This window comes from Streptomyces sp. Isolate_45 (assembly GCF_024721315.2).
Classification (GTDB): domain Bacteria; phylum Actinomycetota; class Actinomycetes; order Streptomycetales; family Streptomycetaceae; genus Streptomyces.
In genome coordinates this window covers 22,903-40,139 of record NZ_JANFAK020000040.1, presented here as the reverse complement: position 1 = coordinate 40,139, position 17,237 = coordinate 22,903, and the positions used below count along the sequence as shown (strand labels likewise).

The 17,237-nt window shown below is 72.6% G+C and carries 11 protein-coding genes; 6 read left to right on the top strand and 5 right to left on the bottom strand.

All coding sequences use genetic code 11. The features are described 5' to 3' along the window. Nucleotides 1-118: 118 nt before the first annotated feature. Complete coding sequence (locus NOD94_RS15705; RefSeq protein ID WP_281206540.1) at nt 119-2,716, bottom strand: PIG-L family deacetylase; 2,598 nt, start codon at nt 2,714-2,716, stop codon at nt 119-121. A 188-nt stretch (nt 2,717-2,904) separates the two neighbouring features. Here NOD94_RS15705 and NOD94_RS15700 point away from each other — a divergent pair, with 188 nt between their 5' ends. Beyond that, nucleotides 2,905-5,892, top strand: a complete 2,988-nt coding sequence (locus NOD94_RS15700; protein ID WP_281206539.1) for a bifunctional [glutamine synthetase] adenylyltransferase/[glutamine synthetase]-adenylyl-L-tyrosine phosphorylase — start codon at nt 2,905-2,907, stop codon at nt 5,890-5,892. A 64-nt stretch (nt 5,893-5,956) separates the two neighbouring features. Here NOD94_RS15700 and NOD94_RS15695 read toward each other — a convergent pair whose 3' ends face one another. Beyond that, nucleotides 5,957-6,562 carry a TetR/AcrR family transcriptional regulator C-terminal domain-containing protein gene (locus tag NOD94_RS15695; protein WP_281206538.1) on the bottom strand — a complete coding sequence of 202 codons (606 nt, stop codon included), beginning with the start codon at nt 6,560-6,562 and terminating at the stop codon, nt 5,957-5,959. Between the two features lie 121 nt (nt 6,563-6,683). Between NOD94_RS15695 and NOD94_RS15690 the strand changes: the two genes are divergently transcribed. Together NOD94_RS15690 and NOD94_RS15685 are read left to right on the top strand one after the other, a co-directional pair. Further along, the gene (locus tag NOD94_RS15690) at nt 6,684-8,330 is read left to right on the top strand and encodes an APC family permease (RefSeq protein WP_281206537.1); all 1,647 of its coding nucleotides are present in this window, start codon (nt 6,684-6,686) and stop codon (nt 8,328-8,330) included. Then, nucleotides 8,252-9,853, top strand: a complete 1,602-nt coding sequence (locus NOD94_RS15685) for an amidohydrolase (protein ID WP_281206536.1) — start codon at nt 8,252-8,254, stop codon at nt 9,851-9,853. Before NOD94_RS15690 ends, NOD94_RS15685 begins: the two co-directional genes overlap by 79 nt. 64 nt (nt 9,854-9,917) lie before the next feature. On the opposite strand, the gene NOD94_RS15680 is transcribed toward NOD94_RS15685, so the two are convergent. The 3 genes from NOD94_RS15680 to NOD94_RS15670 form a co-directional block, all read right to left on the bottom strand. Next, entirely contained in the window at nt 9,918-10,802 is an 885-nt protein-coding gene (locus tag NOD94_RS15680) for a phosphatase PAP2 family protein (protein ID WP_281206535.1), read from the bottom strand. 84 nt (nt 10,803-10,886) lie between these two features. Then, the gene (locus tag NOD94_RS15675; RefSeq protein WP_281206534.1) at nt 10,887-11,933 is read right to left on the bottom strand and encodes a LacI family DNA-binding transcriptional regulator; all 1,047 of its coding nucleotides are present in this window, start codon (nt 11,931-11,933) and stop codon (nt 10,887-10,889) included. Between the two features lie 26 nt (nt 11,934-11,959). Next, complete coding sequence (locus tag NOD94_RS15670) at nt 11,960-13,774, bottom strand: alpha-amylase family glycosyl hydrolase (RefSeq protein ID WP_281206533.1); 1,815 nt, start codon at nt 13,772-13,774, stop codon at nt 11,960-11,962. Between the two features lie 222 nt (nt 13,775-13,996). On the opposite strand from NOD94_RS15670, the gene NOD94_RS15665 reads away from it, so the two are divergent. From NOD94_RS15665 to NOD94_RS15655, 3 genes are read left to right on the top strand one after another with little or no spacing between them, the layout of a single operon-like run. After that, nucleotides 13,997-15,271, top strand: coding sequence for an extracellular solute-binding protein (locus NOD94_RS15665; protein ID WP_281206532.1), 1,275 nt, complete (start codon nt 13,997-13,999; stop codon nt 15,269-15,271). Between the two features lie 6 nt (nt 15,272-15,277). Then, nucleotides 15,278-16,318: a sugar ABC transporter permease gene (locus NOD94_RS15660; protein WP_281206531.1), complete on the top strand. Its 1,041-nt coding sequence runs from the start codon at nt 15,278-15,280 to the stop codon at nt 16,316-16,318. A gap of 59 nt (nt 16,319-16,377) precedes the next feature. Continuing rightward, nucleotides 16,378-17,229, top strand: coding sequence for a carbohydrate ABC transporter permease (locus tag NOD94_RS15655; RefSeq protein WP_281206556.1), 852 nt, complete (start codon nt 16,378-16,380; stop codon nt 17,227-17,229). Nucleotides 17,230-17,237: the final 8 nt, after the last annotated feature.

Sequence of the window (17,237 nt, the reverse complement as noted above, 5' to 3'; positions counted from 1 at the left end):
CTCCTGGTTGTGCATGTGACCGGATCGTGGACGGAGTTGACCGTGTCGGAAAAACAAAGAACGCCCCGGGAGGGGGCGTTCGGTGTGATCAGGGGCGAATGCGAGCTTCGGGCGATTCCTACGGTCCGGTGTTGCTCGGGCCCACCGGCATCCACGGCGCCAGGTACGCGTTCGCACCGCCGGGGTTCCCGGAACCACCGGTGCCGCCCGCGCCGCCGGCTCCGTCGGCACCGCTCACGACGTCCGCGCCTTCCACCGCGCCCCCGTCGCCCGAGTCGTTCGCCGAGGACGTGACGTACAGCCGCGCGTCGAGTCCGACCACCGCCAGGCTGACCAGGTTCCTGCCCGTCATCGTGCTGGACGGCGCGCCGACGAACATCAGCGGCGAGCGCTGCCACAGGTGCCCCGGACCGAGGTCCGAGCCCAACTGCCCGCCCGACGAACGGCCGGCGAGGAGGTGTCCGCTGGCCGTCACCGAACCGAAGCCCTGGAGCCCGCCCAGGTCGGTGAGGCCGGTCACCTTCGGCCCGTCGTCCGCGGTCATCAGGGCGGTACGGACGTTGCCCGAGCCCGGCTTGCGGAACCACAGCCGCACCCCGCCCTCGCGGCCCACGGCCGTCAGCGGCACCGTCGTCTCCGGCAGGCCGGTGGCCGTGGCCGGGCCCAGGGCCGCGCCCGGCTCCGGCTGCGCCCAGCCCGTCACCGACCGGGTGGTCGCGGCGAACACCATCAGTCGCCCGGAACCGTCCGTCGCGGTGACGGGAGTGCCGTGCAGGTCGGCGCCGCCGTGCCGCTCCCACGGCCCCCATGCGCCGTCCGCGTCCTGGGTCCGGCCGCGCAGGGTGGACGCGCCGTCGCGCACGTACACCGCCATCCGCCCGGCGCCGTCGACCGAGACGGCCGGCGCGCTGATGTCGGACGTCCACTCATCGTCCGCGCCGTCCGGGGTGCCCAGTGACTCCCAGTCCTCGAACTCCTCCGAGCCGGGAGCCCGTTGCACCGCGAGGACGACCTCGCGCCGGTAGTCGGAAGGCGCCTCCCCGAAGGAGGTGCGGGTGCCGAAGGCGGCGATCCGGCCGTCCTTCAACGTGACGGTCGATATGCCCTGGTCCATACCGGTCCCGGGCAGAAGCAGTGGCCCGCTCCAGCGGCCTATGAGCCCGGTCCGGTGCCAGAGCGCGACCTGCCCGTCGAGCACCTTGAATGCCCACAGGCCCTGCTGCGCGTCGGAGGTCAGCCAGGAAGTGCCGCTGCCGCGGGCGTAGTTGATGGACTCGGTCCACCGGTTGCCCGCAGGACGGTCGGCGACCTTGAGGTCTCCGCAGCCGGCCTCGCTGCCGCAGTGGTTCTTCCGGTCCAGCCAGGCGTACGTGTCCAGGATGTCCAGCTTCTCGCGGGCCTCGGCAGGGTCGAGGGAGCTCGGTAGCGAGCTGTTGAAGTAGCCGACGTAGTTCTGCGTCGCGAAGTGCGGCCGGTCCTTGACCTCCCGCGCGTAGGTCTCGCTCGCCAGCTGCACGAACCGGGCGCCGTAGAAGTGGTCCTGGTGGTCGGTGTACCGCTTGGTGTCCGGGGTCCGGCCGGGCGTGGGGTCCTGGGTGCGGATGGTGGTCGGCCGGTACCGGTCGAGGATGCTCACGAGGGTCCGTACGACCTGGTCCTTCGTGTACGTGAACGGCTGCTTGACGGGGGTCCCGGACGCCAGCATCGACTCCAGGTGCGGGACCTTGCCGTCCCACAGGCCGTGCAGGCTGTCGGGGACGTCCTGGTAGACGTGCCCCGCCTCGCGCAGTTGCAGCCACACGAGGTTGACCTCGGGCTTTGCGACGAGGACGTCGAGTTCGGCGTGGGCGCCACCGGCGGTCGGCACGACGGTCCGCTTCCAGGCGCTGCTGCGGTCGCCCGTGGCCATCTTGGCGTAGGCGGCGCGGATGCCGTTCTGGCGGGCCTCGGCGTAGCCCGGCTTGTCGGCGCGGGTGGAGGCGCCCTTGGCGGAGCCCGCGTTGACGCCGTCGGCCTCGCCGGAGGTCAGGTAGACGGAGGTCACGGGGTGGCCGGCGGCTATGGAGTACCGCAGGTCCGGGTTCATGAAGTACAGGTCGTCGTCCGGGTGCGCGACGACCTGGAGCACCCGGCCCGGGTCCGGAAGCCCCGCGGCGGTGGCGGTGGTGGCCCGGGAGTCGGCGGTGGTCGGCGTGCCGAGACCGGCGAGGGCCTCGTTGCCGCGCAGGACGAGCATGCTGCCGGCGACGGTGGCGGCGCAGAACGCGACCACCTTGACGATCCGGGCGAGCCGGCGGTGGTGGGCGAGGGAGTGGGCGTGCCCGTGCCCGTGATCGTGCCCGTGCGGGAGGTGGCCCTTCGGGGCGTGCTCGTCGGTCGCGTCGGGCTCGGCTGCGTCGGGCTCGGTCCCGTCGGGCTCGGTCGTGTCCGGTTCGGTCGTGTCCGGCGCCGGTACGTCCCGGGGGAGCCACGCGCAGGTGTCCGGCGCCGTCCGCGGCTTGATCACGGGCGGACGGGCGCTCGGGGACGGCTCGGGACCGGGCCGCGTTCCGGAAGCCGCGGCCACCGCACGCGCCGGCCTCGTCCCGCCGCGGGCGGCCGGTACCGCGCGGGCGTCCGCCCCGGCGAGGGCGGTCGGTGCGCCGTCGGTGGGACCGGCGGGGGCCGTGGGGGCGGCGGGGCAGGGGGGATCGAGGAGGGGGCGTCCTTCGGGCATGGGGCTCCTCGTGACCGGTCAGCCGGGGACCGGGCCCCTTGGCGCATAGATCTACAAGTATTCAGAAAATCTGATAATCCGCCTCATGATGTGCGCCACGGCGCGCCGGTGAATCGAACGCCGCTCCGGCTAGGCTCACCACAGACCTGGCCGGGCCACCGGCCGCGACGCACGCGGGAGGCGGCGGGATGACAGTCCCGGGACGCAGGAGCAGCACCTTCATCAGGCTGCTGCGCAGCGGCTTCACCGACCCCTCCGCCGCCGCCCGGCTCCTCGACGCCGACGTGCTGGCCTCCGTACGCACCGACCCGGTGCTCCTCGACGCCCTCGGCGCGACCGCCGACCCGGACCTCGCCCTGCGCGGTCTCGTACGCCTCGCCGAGGCGCAGCCGCCGGACCAGCTGCCCGGGCTCCTCGACACCCTCGTCAGTGCCAAACCCCTGCGCGACCGGCTCCTCGGCGTGCTCGGCGCCTCGGAGGCGCTCGCCGACCACCTCGCCCGCCACCCCCGCGACTGGCTCGCCCTCATCACCTACGAGGCCGCCGACCTGCACCCGGGCCTGCCCGAGTTCGAGCAGGGGCTCGCCGACGCGCACGACCCCGTCGCCCTGCGCGTCGCCTACCGCCGCTGCCTGCTCTCCATCGCCGCCCGCGACGTCTGCGGCACCACCGACGTCGCCCAGACCGCCGCCGAACTCGCCGACCTCGCCACCGCCACCCTCCGCGCCGCCCTGCGCATCGCGACCGCCGCCGCCCCCGAGGACGCCGCCCGCTGCCGGCTCGCCGTCATCGCCATGGGCAAGTGCGGCGGCAACGAGCTCAACTACGTCTCCGACGTCGACGTGATCTTCGTCGGTGACGCCGCCCCCGGCGCCGACGAGGGCCAGGCCATGCAGTCCGCGACCCGGCTGGCCTCCCACCTCATGCGGATCTGCTCCGAGACCACCGTCGAGGGCACCATCTGGCCCGTCGACGCGAACCTGCGCCCCGAAGGCCGCAACGGCCCCCTCGTCCGGACCCTCGCCTCCCACCTCGCCTACTACCAGCGCTGGGCCAAGACCTGGGAGTTCCAGGCCCTCCTCAAGGCCCGCGCGGTCGCCGGCGACCCCGGCCTCGGCGTCCAGTACATCGCGGCCATAACCCCCCTCGTCTGGCAGGCCGCCGAACGCGAGAACTTCGTCGCCGACGTCCAGAAGATGCGCCGCCGCGTCGTCGACAACATTCCCGCCGCCCAGGTGGACCGCGAGCTGAAACTCGGCCCCGGTGGTCTGCGCGACGTCGAGTTCGCCGTCCAGCTGCTCCAGCTCGTCCACGGCCGCGGTGACGCCACCCTGCACTCCGGCACCACCCTCGACGCCCTCCACGCCCTGGCCGCCGGAGGCTACGTCGGCCGGACCGACGCCGCCCAGCTGGGCGACGCCTACCGGTTCCTGCGCTCCATGGAGCACCGCATCCAGCTCTACCGGCTGCGCCGCACCCACCTCGTCCCCGAGGACGAGAACGACCTGCGCCGCCTCGGCCGCTCCATGGGCCTGCGCACCGAACCGGTCGCCGAGCTCAACAAGGCCTGGCGTCGGCACGCCACCGCCGTCCGCCGCCTCCACGAGAAGCTCTTCTACCGGCCGCTCCTCGACGCCGTCGCCCAGCTCACCCCGGGCGAGACCAGGCTCTCCCCGCGCGCCGCCGGCCAGCGCCTCGAAGCCCTCGGGTACGCCGACCCGGTCGGCGCCCTGCGCCACCTCGAAGCCCTCGCCTCCGGCGTCAGCCGCAAGGCCGCCATCCAGCGCACCCTGCTGCCCGTCCTCCTCGGCTGGTTCGCGGACTCCGCCGACCCGGACGCCGGACTCCTCAACTTCCGCAAGGTTTCCGACGCCCTCGGCAAGACCCCCTGGTACCTGCGCCTGCTGCGCGACGAGGGCGCCGCCGCCGAGAACCTCGCCCGCGTCCTGTCCGCCGGACGCCTCGCCCCCGACCTGCTGATGCGCGCCCCCGAGGCCGTCGCCCTCCTCGGGGACCCCGAGAACCTCCGGCCACGTACGCACGAGGCCCTCGAACAGGAGGTACTGGCCGCCGTCGGCCGCGCCGAGAGCGGCGAGGCGGCCGTCGCGGCGGCCCGCGGGGTCCGCCGCCGCGAACTCTTCCGCACCACCGCCGCCGACATCATCGCCTCGTACGGGACGGAGGACAGCCCGGCCGAGACGGACCAGGGCGCGCTCGTCGACCGGGTCGGCGAAGCCGTCTCCGACCTGACCGCCGTCACCATCGCCGGAGCCCTGCGCGCCGCCGTGCGCGACCACTGGGGCGAGACCCTCCCCACCCGCTTCGCCGTCATCGGCGTCGGCCGCTTCGGCGGCCACGAACTCGGCTACGGCTCCGACGCCGACGTCCTCTTCGTCCACGAACCCCGTGAGGGCGTCGACGAACAGGAAGCCGCCAAGGCCGCCCAGACCGTCATCTCCGAAATGCGACGGCTCCTCCAGCTGCCCACCGCCGACCCGCCGCTGCTCATCGACGCCGACCTGCGCCCCGAGGGCCGCTCCGGACCCCTCGTGCGCACCCTGTCCTCGTACGCCGCCTACTACCGCCGCTGGTCCCTCACCTGGGAGAGCCAGGCGCTGCTGCGGGCCGTACCGGTCGCCGGGGACGACGAACTCGGCAGTCGTTTCATCGACCTGATCGACCCCCTGCGCTACCCCGTGGAGGGCCTCGGCGAGGAGGCCGTCCGGGAGATCCGTCGACTCAAGGCGCGGATGGAGACCGAGCGGCTGCCCCGCGGCGCCGACCCGACCCTGCACACCAAACTCGGCCGCGGCGGCCTCAGCGACGTCGAGTGGACGGTACAACTCCTCCAGATGCGGCACGCCTGGGCCGAGCCGGGCCTGCGCACCACCCGGACCCGCCGGGCGCTGTCGGCCGCCCACGCCGCCGGACTGATCCCGACCGAGGAGGCCCAGATCCTCGACGAGGCCTGGGTGCTCGCCACCCGGGTCCGCAACGCCGTCATGCTGGTCCGCGGCCGGGCCGGGGACACCTTCCCGTCCGAGGCCCGTGAGCTGGCGGCCGTCGGCCGCTACCTCGGCTACCCGGAGGGCAGGGTCGGCGAGATGCTGGACGACTACCGCCGTACGACGCGTCGCGCGCGGGCCGTCGTGGACGACCTCTTCTACGGATCCTGAGCCGGGGGGACCGCCCGGCTCGGGCACGCGGTACGCCCCACGCCCGGCGCCGGCCGTCGTCCCCTCACTGCCGCGCCGCCCGCAGGGCCCTGGCGTGCGCGAGGAGCGCTTCGAGGCCCAGGTCGAAGGCCGCGTCGGCCCGCCCCGGCCCCCCGGCGGCGAGCGCCCGGGCCAGTAGCGGGGTCTGCGTCGAGGGTTCCCACATGGCTTCGGGGGCCGCCAGGTCCAGCGCGGAGCCCAGGACCAGGTTCTCCAGGCCGGTCAGCAGCGGCATCACCTGTTCCTCGCCGAACCCGGCCGAGAGGAGCAGGGCGACCGCCCGCTCGTACTGGGCGAGCACGGCCGGGGCCCGTACCGGCGTGGTCATCAGCAGCGGGATGGCCCGCGGGTAGGCGGCGAACGCCGCCCGGTAGGACCGCGCCCATTCCTCCAGCGCCCGGTCCCAGGGGGTCAGGTTCAGGGCGGAACCGGCGATCGAGGCGCACACCCGTTCCCGGATCAGCTCCACCACCCCGGCCCGGCCGTCCACGTGGTGATACAGCGAGCCCGTCTGCACCCCGAGCGCCCGGGCGATCTGCGGAACGCTGAATTCCCCTTGCTCCGCGACCAGTTGCAGGGCGGTCGTGGCGATCCGCTCCCGGTCGAGCAGGGGGGTGCGCGGCCGTGCCATCGGTCTTCTCCCGCCGTGAGGTCTTCCCGTACGCCAGAACCGGAGGCTACATTGCCGCAAACCGAAAGCCTTTAGGTTTTCGGATTTCCGCCGCCTGCCGTTCGCAGAAGGGTGCCCCCGCATGCCCGAAACGCCGGACCCCGCGCCGAGAACCACCCCCACGCCCGCCCCGGGCCCGCCCCCCACCGCAGCCGGATCCGCCCTGCGCCGCGGCGCCCTCGGCACCGCCGACATCTCCTTCTTCGTCGTCTCCGCCGCGGCCCCCCTCACCGTCATGGCCGGCGTCGCGCCCGTCGCGATCCTCCTCGGCGGCATCGGCGCCCCCGCCGGGTACCTCCTCGCCGGCCTCACCCTCACCGTCTTCGCCGTCGGGTTCACCGCCATGAGCCGCCACGTCAGGAGCGGCGGCGCCTTCTACGCCTACATCGCGCGCGGCCTCGGCAAGCGCGTCGGCATCGGCGCCGCCCTGCTCGCCCTCGTCGGCTACAACGGCATGGAGATCGGCGTCTACGGCCTGCTCGGCACCACCACCGCCGACACCGGCCACGCCCTCGCGGGCATCGACGTCCCCTGGCTACCGGTCTCCCTCGCCGGCCTCCTGCTCATCTGGTACGGCGGCTTCCGTTCGATCGACTTCGGCGCGAAGCTCCTCGGCGTCCTGCTCGTCGCCGAGACCGGGATACTCGTCCTCCTCGCCGTCGGCGTCCTGGCCGAAGGCGGCGCCCACGGCCTGTCCGCCGCCTCCTTCGCCCCCGGCGCGGTCCTCGTCCCCGGCACCGCCGCCGTCCTGGCCTTCGCGTTCGCCGCCTTCACCGGCTTCGAGTCGACCGTCATCTACCGCCGCGAGGCCCGCGACCCCGACCGGACCATCCCGCGCGCCACCTACATCGCCGTCGCCTTCCTCGGCCTCTTCTACGCCTTCATCGTCTGGACCGTCATCCAGGCCTTCGGCGCCGAGGAGGTGATCACCGCCGCCGCCGAGGATCCGGGCGGCCTGTTCTTCGCCGCCATCACCACCTACGTCGGCCCCTGGGCGGCGGACCTCATGCACGTCTTCATCGTGACCAGCGTCATCGCCTCCCTCCTCGCCTTCCACAACGCCATCAACCGCTACGTCCTCGCCCTCTCCGAGGAGGGAGTCCTGCCCGCGGCCCTCGGCCGGGTCCATCCCCGCCACGGCTCCCCGTACCTCGCCGGCGCCGCCCAGACCGTCCTCGGCGCGGTGATCGTGCTCGCCTTCGCCCTCGCCGGGGCCGACCCGTACCAGCAGCTCCTGCTCTGGGTGAACACCCCGGGCATGATCGGTCTCATGGCCCTGATGCTGCTCGCCGCCATCGCCGTACCGGTCTACTTCCGGCGCACCGCCCACGACGAAGGGCCCTGGCGCACCCTGGTCGCCCCCGTCACCGCGGCCGTCCTGCTGGCCGTCGCGATCTTCCTCGTCGTCTCCAAGGTCGGCCTGTTCACCGCGGCCTCCACCACCGTCAACACCGTCCTCGTGGCCGTCGTCCCCGCGGTGTTCCTGACCGGCCTCGGCCTCGCACGCCGGCTCAGGACCCGCCGGCCCGAGGTCTACGCCCGCTTCGCCGAGGACCCGGTCGAAGCCGGCACCGGGACCGGGCCCGGCACCGAAGCCGCACCCGAAGCCGCACCCGAAGCCCCCACCACCCCCCTCGAAGGAGCAGAGCCGTGCCCGCTGCCGACACCGTCCTCACCGGAGCCCGAGTCCGCACGCTCGACCCCGCCCGCCCCGAAGCCGGCGCGGTAGCCGTCCGCGACGGGCAGATCGTCGCCGTCGGTCACGAGAGCGACGTACGGGACTGGCGCGGACCCGGCACCGAGGTCATCGACCTGGCCGGAGCGACCCTCACCCCCGGCCTGACCGACGCCCACAGCCACCCCGTCTGGGGCGTCGAGATGGCCACCGGAACCGACCTCTCCGCCGTCCGCGACCTCGACCAACTGCGCGCCGTCCTGCGCACGGCGGAGCGCGGCCCCGGCGGCTGGGTCCTCGGACACGGCCTCGACCACAACGCCTTCGGCGGCCGCCCCGTCGACCGCGCCCTCGTCGAGGAGGCCCTCGCCGGCGCCCCTGCCTTCCTGCGCCTCTACGACGGCCACTCCGCCCTCGCCACCGGCCCGGCCCTCGCCGCCGCCGGCATCACCGGACCCCGCGCGTTCGCCCAGCGCTCCGAGATCGTCTGCGCCACAGACGCCACGGGCGCCGTACGCCCCACCGGACACCTCATCGAGCACGCCGCGATGGCCCTTGTCGGCGCCGTCGCCCCCAAACCCACCGCCGCCGCCCGCCGGGCCCGCCTCCTCACCCTGCTCGACGAGATGGCCGCCACCGGCCTCACCGGCGCCCACGTCATGGACCTCGGGGACGGGGACGTACCCGCCCTCCTCGCCACCGTCGAGTACGAGGGCGACCTGCCGCTCCGCCTGCGCCTCGCCCCCTGGTGCATGCCGGGCGCGAGCGACGAGGAGCTGGCCGAACTGATCGAACTGCAACTCACCGGCGGCCGCCACTGGCAGGTCGGCGGCGTCAAGTTCTTCATGGACGGCACCGTCGAGGGCGGCACCGCCTGGCTGGAGCACGCCGACTGCCACGGCCAGGGCACCGACGCCTTCTGGCCCGACCTCCCCGCCTACGCCCGCGCCGTGCGCATCCTCGACACCGCCGGCGTCCGCACCGCCACCCACGCCATCGGCGACGCGGCCGTCCGACACGTCCTGGACACGGTCGCCTCCCTCGGCGCGCACGGCGCCATGCGACACCGCGTCGAACACATCGAGACCGTCCCCGACGACCAGCTGAAGCGGTTCGCCGAACTCGGCGTGATCGCCTCCATGCAGCCCCCGCACACCGCGTACACCCGCGCCGACCACACCGACGAATGGTCCAGGCGGCTCGGCGACGAGCGGGCGGCCCGGGCCTGGCGCTGCCGGGACCTGCGGGACGCGGGCGCGGTCCTGGCCCTCGGCTCCGACTGGCCCATCGCCCACCACGACGCCCGCCAGGTCCTCTCGACGGCGCTGCGCCCGCGCGGCGCGGCAGCCGCCGGCCGCTACCTGACGGGGCTGATGGCACTGGAGGGGATGACCTCGCACGCCGCGCTCGCGGCGGGGGAGCAGCGGGTGGCCGGCCGGATCGCGGTGGGCCTGCGCGCGGACCTGACGGCCCTCGGCCTCGACCCGGTGACGGCGGCTCCCGACGAGTTGGCCCAGTCCCCGGTCCGGCTCACGATGTCCGGAGGGCGAGTCACCCACCGCGCGGACGGCGCCTAGAACAGGGCGCCCGGGGGGGCTTACGGGGCTACGGGACTACGGGACCGCGGGGATACCTGCGGTACTACCGGCGGAAGCGGTTCAGCAGCGCGGCCGCGGGATGCGGTCCGGTGTGCTCGGGGTGGCGCGGCAGCCGGTGCGGCAGTGCGCCGTACCAGGCCCGCGAGACGGAGTAGCCGAAGGCCAGGCAGATCATCCCGCCGACCGCGTCGAGCCAGAAGTGGTTCGCGGTGGCCACGATGACGACGAGGGTCGCCGTCGGGTAGAGCAGGCCCAGGATCCGGGCCCAGGGGGCAGAGGCGACCGCGAAGATCGTCAGCCCGCACCAGAGCGACCACCCTATGTGCATGGACGGCATCGCCGCGTACTGGTTCGACATGTTCTTCAGGTTCCCGGAGGCCATGGAACCCCAGGTGTGGTGCACGAGCACCGTGTCGATGAAGTCCTGCCCGTTCATCAGCCGGGGCGGCGCGAGCGGGTACAGGTAATAGCCGACCAGGGCGACGCCCGTGGTGGCGAAGAGGATCAGGCGGGTGGCGGCGTAACGCCCCGGATGAAAGCGGTAGATCCAGACGAGCACGCCGATCGTCACCACGAAGTGGAGGGTGGCGTAGTAGTAGTTCATGCCGACGATCAACCACGTCACCGAGTTGATGCCGTGGTTGACGCTCTGCTCCACGGCGATGCCGAGGCTCCGCTCCACTTCCCAGATCCAGTCGGCGTTCGCCAGCGCGGCGGCCTTCTGCTCGGGCACGGCGTTGCGGATCAGCGAGTACGTCCAGTAGCTGACCGCGATCAGCAGGATCTCGAACCAGATGCGGGGCCGCCGCGGTGCCCGCAGCCGTGTGAGGAGGGGGCGCTCCGATGTCGGAGGGGCCTCGTACTCGACCACGGGGGGTGACGAGACGTCCGTCCGGGTTTCCAGTGTCTTCACGCTCGCTTCACCCATGGGGAGAGAGTCTGCCAGATGAGATCTCCCCACCGATCATCCCTCGGGACGGTCTTGTGGACCCGGGGTCCGCCCTGCGGACTACTACGGGGCGGGGGCTTCCCGAACCCGTCGCTGTCCCGGACCCGAAGCGGTCGATCCGCGGACCACCAGCTCCGGAAGGAAGACGAACTCGCTGTGCGGGGCCGGCGTCCCGCCGATCTCCTCCAACAGGGTCCGCACCGCGGCCTGCCCCATCGCCTGGACCGGCTGCCGGATCGTGGTCAGCGGCGGATCGGTGAACGCTATGAGAGGGGAGTCGTCGAAGCCCACGACCGACACGTCCTGCGGCACGCGCAGGCCCTGCTGCCGGGCGGCACGGATCGCGCCCAGCGCCATCATGTCGCTCGCGCACACCACGGCGGTGCAGCCCCGGGAGATCAGCGCGGCCGCGGCTGCCTGACCGCCCTCCAGGGTGTAGAGGGAGTGCTGGATCAGCTCCTCCGCCTCGGCCTCGTCGAGCCCGAGCCGTTCCCTCATCCCCAGCCGGAAGCCCTCGATCTTGCGGAGCACCGGTACGAACCGCTTCGGCCCGACGGCCAACCCGATCCGGGTGTGCCCGAGCGCGGTGAGGTGGGTCACGGCGAGCTGCATGGCGGCCCGGTCGTCGGGGGAGACGAAGGGGGCCCGCACCTTGTCGGAGAACCCGTTGATCAGGACGTACGGGACGCCCTGGCCGCGGAGTTGGTCGTACCGGCCCATGTCGGCGGTGGTGTCGGCGTGCAGCCCCGAGACGAAGATGATCCCGGAGACGCCGCGGTCGACCAGCATCTCGGTCAGCTCGTCCTCGGTGGACCCGCCGGGCGTCTGCGTGGCCAGTACCGGGGTGTACCCCTGCCGGGTCAGCGCCTGCCCGATGACCTGCGCGAGCGCCGGGAAGATCGGGTTGTCCAGCTCGGGCGTTATCAACCCGACGAGCCCCGCACTGCGCTGCCGGAGCCTTACGGGACGCTCGTAGCCGAGGACGTCGAGGGCGGCCAGCACGGACTCACGGGTGCCTGCGGCCACACCGGGCTTGCCGTTGAGCACGCGGCTGACTGTGGCTTCGCTGACCCCCGCCTGGGCTGCGATGTCGGCTAGCCGTGCGGTCACGGGATTGGACTGTACCGGGCGCGCGTTCAGATTGCCCACCACGTGCAGGAATCCGCCGGGAGCAGGACCGTGCGCCCGTCCGTCCGCACCGGCGCGCTCGACAGGACGGGACGACCCGGGGACGGCAGCTCCACCGGTTCCGCCCGGGTGTTGAGGGTGCAGGCGAAGCCGGGCCGGGTGAAGAGGAGCACGCCCTCGGGCGCCGGCAGCCACTCCATGCCGGGGAGAAGGGCGGCGCCGGGTCCGGGAGCGCCGGGTTCGCGAGCCCCGGGGGCGGCGCCGGAAAGCCCGGCGTCCGTGGCCCCGGCGTCCGCGGCCGGGTGGCCCGCTTCCGGGGCACCCAGGCCCGGCATCGCCCGGCGCAGTTCCAGGGCGGCCCGGTACAGCTCCAGGGTGGAGTGCGGGTCCCCGGTCTGGGCGGCCACGCTCAGGCCGGCCCAGTCGGCGGGCTGCGGGAGCCAACTGCCACCGCCGCCGAAACCGTACGGGGGCTCCTCGCCCGACCACGGCAGCGGGATCCGGCACCCGTCGCGCAGCCCGTCCTGCCCGGCGGCCTCGGCCCCGACCTCCCCGACGGCACCGGCCCCCGCGCCGCCCCCGGCCTCGACGGCGGGGCCCGCCTGTCGCGGGATCCGGCCGCGGCGGAACGCCGGGTCACGTCGCGCCCCGTCGGGCAGGTCGGTGACCTCCGGCAGCCCCAGCTCCTCCCCCTGGTACACGTACGCCGAGCCTGGCAGGGCCAACATCAGCAGCGCCGCCGCCCGCGCCCGGGCCAGCCCCCGCGCCCCGCCCCCGTACCGGGTCACGTGCCGGACGACGTCGTGGTTGGACAGCACCCACGTGGTCGGCGCCCCCACCGAGGCGGTCGCGGCCAGGGACTCGTCGATCACGGTCCGCATCGCGGCCGGGTCCCACGGACAGGTCAGGAAACGGAAATTGAAGGCCTGGTGCAGCTCGTCGGGCCGTACGTACAGCGCGAGCCGCTCCGAGGTCGGCGCCCACGCCTCGGCGACGCCGATCCGCTCGCCCCCGTAGGAGTCCAGGAGCCGCCGCCAGGAGCGGTGGATCTCGTGGACCCCGTCCTGGTCGAAGAAGGGGAGCGGCTCGGTGCCGATCAGCGTGGCCTGGGCGCCGCGGCCGATGTCGGGCAGCCCGGGCGCCTTGACCATGCCGTGGGCCACGTCGATCCGGAAGCCGTCCACCCCGAGGTCCAGCCAGAACCGCAGGACCGAGGCGAACTCGGCGGCCACCTCCGGGTGCTCCCAGTTCAGGTCGGGCTGCTCGGGGGCGAACAGGTGCAGGTACCAGTCCCCGTCCGGCACCCGGGTCCAGGCGGGACCGCCGAAGACGGACTCCCAGTCGTTCGGCGGCTGCGCCCCGTCCGCCCCGCGCCCCGGGCGGAAGAGGTACCGCTCCCGGGCCGGGCTCCCGGGCCCGGCGGAGAGGGCCTCCCGGAACCAGGGGTGCTGCTCCGAGGTGTGGTTCGGCACCACGTCGACGATGACCCGCAGGCCGAGCGCGTGCGCGGCGCGGACCAGGTCGTCGGCGTCGGAGAGGTCCCCGAAGAGGGGGTCGACGGCGCGGTAGTCGGCGACGTCGTATCCGCCGTCGGCCTGGGGGGAGACGTAGAAGGGGGTCAGCCACACCGCGTCGACGCCGAGTCGGGCCAGGTGCGGGAGCCGCTCGCGGACCCCGCGCAGGTCGCCGACCCCGTCGCCGTCGCCGTCCGCGAAGGAGCGCACGTAGACCTGGTAGATGACGGCATCGCGCCACCAGACGCCGCTCGTGGACGTGTTGCTGGAAGCGCTTGCAAGCCCGGAGGCCGTCAACTCGTGGGTCATATCGGGGTCAACGCGGGTACACACCCCATGGTTGCGGGCCTGGTCACTCGAAGGTGGGTCGAACTAACAGCAAGCCGCGGCAACCGTCCGGACACACGGATGTAACGATCGCCGCGTCTTGCAGAAAATTGCCGCAAGGTCTTTCGGTCGGCTTTCAGTCTTGTTACGTTCTCGGCAACTCGGGACCGCAGGGACGCGGCCGGGATCATCGAAGGAGTTCATATGCGGCGTGGCATAGCGGCCACCGCGCTGGTCGCGGCCCTGGCGCTCGCGGCGACGGCTTGCGGCGGTGACACCAAGGACGACGGTGGGGACGTCAAGACCGGCGGCGAGCTGAGCGGCACGGTCACCTGGTGGGACACCTCGAACGAGGCCGAGAAGGCGAGCTTCCAGAAGATCGCCGAGGCGTTCACGGCCAAGCACCCCAAGGTCACCGTCAAGTACGTCAACGTCCCGTACGGCGACGCGCAGAACAAGGTCAAGAACGCCTTCAACTCCGGCGCCGAAGCCCCTGACGTGATCCGTGCGGACGTCGGCTGGGTCGCCGACTTCGCCTCCCTCGGCTACCTCGACGAGGTTCCCGCCGAGACGGCCAAGAAGGTCGACGCCGAGTTCCTGCCGCAGGCCGCGGCCAGCGGCAAGTACGAGGGCAAGACGTACGCCGTCCCGCAGGTCATCGACACCCTCGGCCTCTTCTACAACAAGAAGATGCTCGCGGACGCCGGAGTCCAGCCCCCCACCACGCTGGAGGAGCTGAAGACGGCCGCCACCGCCATCAAGGCGAAGACCGGCAAGACCGGCCTGTACCTGCGCGGCGACGACTCCTACTGGTTCTTCCCGTTCATCTACGGCGAGGGCGGCGACCTGGTCGACGCCAAGAACAAGACGGTCACCGTCGACAACCCCGCCGGCGTCAAGGCCTTCAAGGCCGCCCGCGACCTCGTCGCCTCCGGTGCGGCCGTCACCAACGCCACCGACGGCTGGACCAACATGCAGACGGCCTTCAAGTCCGGCGAGGTCGCCATGATGATCAACGGCCCCTGGGCCGTCGCCGACACCTACGCCGGCGAGCAGTACAAGGACAAGGCCAACCTCGGCGTCGCCCCGGTCCCGGCCGGCTCCGCCAAGGCCGGAGCCCCGCAGGGCGGCCACGACCTCGCCGTGTACGCCGGTTCCAAGAACCGCGCCGCCGCACACGCCTTCGTCGAGTACCTCACCTCCCAGGAGGTGCAGGTCCAGTCCGCCAAGGAACTGAGCCTGCTGCCGACCCGGACCGCCGCCTACGACCAGCCGGACGTCAAGAGCAGCGCGATGGTCCAGTTCTTCAAGCCGGCCATCGACAAGGCCGTCGAGCGCGCCTGGATCCCGGAGAACGGCTCCCTGTTCGAGCCGCTGAAGGTCGAATACACCAAGGCCCTCACCGGCACCTCCACCCCGGAGGAGGCCGCCAAGGCCGCCGGCGCCGAGTTCCGCAAGATCCTCAAGGGCTGGAAGTAACGAACCATGGCTGCTCACACCAGCCAGTCGGTGGCGAAGGCCGCGGGCGGGGAAGCCGGTACCACCGGCCCCGCCCGCGGCCGGAGCCGCAGGACTGACAGCGACAGCACCGGCGGCGGGCGCGGCGGACTCAAGCGCGCGCTCGCCACACACTGGTACGCCTGGACCATGATCGCCCCGGTCGTGCTCGTCCTCGGCGTGATCATCGGCTGGCCCCTCGTCCGCGGCGTCTACCTGTCGCTGACCGACGCCAACGAGCGCAACGTCGCCCGGACCATCGGCGTCCGCCACATCGAGGCCACGTACGAGTTCGTCGGCCTCGACAACTACGTGGCCGTCCTCGGCGACCCGGTGTTCCTGCAGCGGCTGGTGTGGACGGTGGTGTGGACCGTCGCGTGCGTGTCCATCACCTTCGCCATCGGCCTCGGCCTGGCCAACATGCTCAACCGGCAGTTCCGGGGCCGCGCCGCCTACCGGATGGCGCTCATCCTCCCCTGGGCCGTCCCCGGCTTCGTCTCCGTCTTCGCCTGGCGGTTCCTCTTCAACCGCGACAACGGCATCCTCAACAAGGTCCTCGACGGCGGCGGGATCGCCGCGATCCCGTGGCTCGACGACCCCACCTGGGCCAAGTTCTCCGTCATCGCCGTCAACGTCTGGCTCGGCGTCCCCTTCATGATGGTCGCCCTGCTCGGCGGACTGCAGTCCATCCCCGGAGAGCTCTACGAGGCCGCCGAGATGGACGGCGCGAGCCCCTGGCAGCGCTTCCGGCACATCACCCTGCCGGGGCTGCGCGCGGTGAGCATGACCGTCATCCTGCTCTCCACCATCTGGACCTTCAACATGTTCCCGGTGATCTTCCTGCTCACCCGGGGCGGACCGGGCGACTCCACGGAGATCCTCGTGACCCAGGCCTTCCGCGAGGCCTTCGTCGCCAGCCCGCGCGACTTCGCCGGCTCCGCGACCTGGGGCGTCCTCATCCTGGCCCTGCTCATGATCTTCGCGCTGGTCTACCGGCGCTCGCTGCGCAAGCAGGGAGAGGTGTGGTGACCGTGACCACTTCCACGACCGCCGACACCACGACCACCGCGAGCGCCGGCAAGGCGCCTGTGGCGGACACCGACCGCGTCCGCCCCCGCGGCAGCCGCTCCCCGCTCGCCTCCTTCGCACTGCACGCCACGCTCGTCGGCGCGTCCGTGATCGCCGTCTTCCCGGTGCTCTGGATCCTGCTGACCTCGCTGAAGCCCGCGCGGCACGCCATCACCACCGACTTCGTCAAGGAACCGACCCTCGCGAACTACGGCCACCTGCTGGAGGACACCCACTTCCTCAGCTGGTTCGCGAACTCCGTCCTGGTCGCCGGCGTCACCACCGTGCTGGGCGTGTTCATCGCCGCCACCACCGGATACGCCGTCAGCCGCTTCAAGTTCCCCGGCATGAAGCCCCTCATGTGGACCCTGCTCGTCACGCAGATGTTCCCCATGGCGATCCTCATCGTCCCGCTCTACAACCTGATGGGCGACCTCGGGCTGCTCAACCAGCCGCTCGGCCTGATCATCACGTACCTCACCATCGCCGTGCCGTTCTGCGCGTGGATGATGAAGGGCTTCTTCGACACCATCCCCGTCGAGATCGACGAATCCGGACGCGTCGACGGACTCAACCCCTTCGGCACCTTCTGGCGGCTGATCCTCCCGCTCGCCAAGCCCGGCCTCGCCGTCACCGGCTTCTACGCCTTCATCACCGCCTGGGGCGAAGTCGCCTACGCCTCCGCCTTCATGGTCGGCGAGGAGAACCTCACCCTGGCCGGCGGCCTCCAGACCTTCGTCACCCAGTACACCTCCAACTGGGGTGCCATGAGCGCGGCCTCCGTCCTCATCGCCATCCCCGCGGCCGTCTTCTTCCTCTTCGCCCAGCGTCACCTCGTCGCCGGGATGACGGCAGGCGCCACCAAGGGCTGACCACCCGA

Coding starts and splice junctions, on each gene's coding strand:
- NOD94_RS15660 (WP_281206531.1), top strand. CDS start 15,278: ATGGCTGCTCACACCAGCCAGTCGGTGGCGAAGGCCGCGGGCGGGGAA.
- NOD94_RS15690 (WP_281206537.1), top strand. CDS start 6,684: ATGCCCGAAACGCCGGACCCCGCGCCGAGAACCACCCCCACGCCCGCC.
- NOD94_RS15705 (WP_281206540.1), bottom strand. CDS start 2,716: ATGCCCGAAGGACGCCCCCTCCTCGATCCCCCCTGCCCCGCCGCCCCC.
- NOD94_RS15680 (WP_281206535.1), bottom strand. CDS start 10,802: ATGGGTGAAGCGAGCGTGAAGACACTGGAAACCCGGACGGACGTCTCG.
- NOD94_RS15700 (WP_281206539.1), top strand. CDS start 2,905: ATGACAGTCCCGGGACGCAGGAGCAGCACCTTCATCAGGCTGCTGCGC.
- NOD94_RS15695 (WP_281206538.1), bottom strand. CDS start 6,562: ATGGCACGGCCGCGCACCCCCCTGCTCGACCGGGAGCGGATCGCCACG.
- NOD94_RS15665 (WP_281206532.1), top strand. CDS start 13,997: ATGCGGCGTGGCATAGCGGCCACCGCGCTGGTCGCGGCCCTGGCGCTC.
- NOD94_RS15670 (WP_281206533.1), bottom strand. CDS start 13,774: ATGACCCACGAGTTGACGGCCTCCGGGCTTGCAAGCGCTTCCAGCAAC.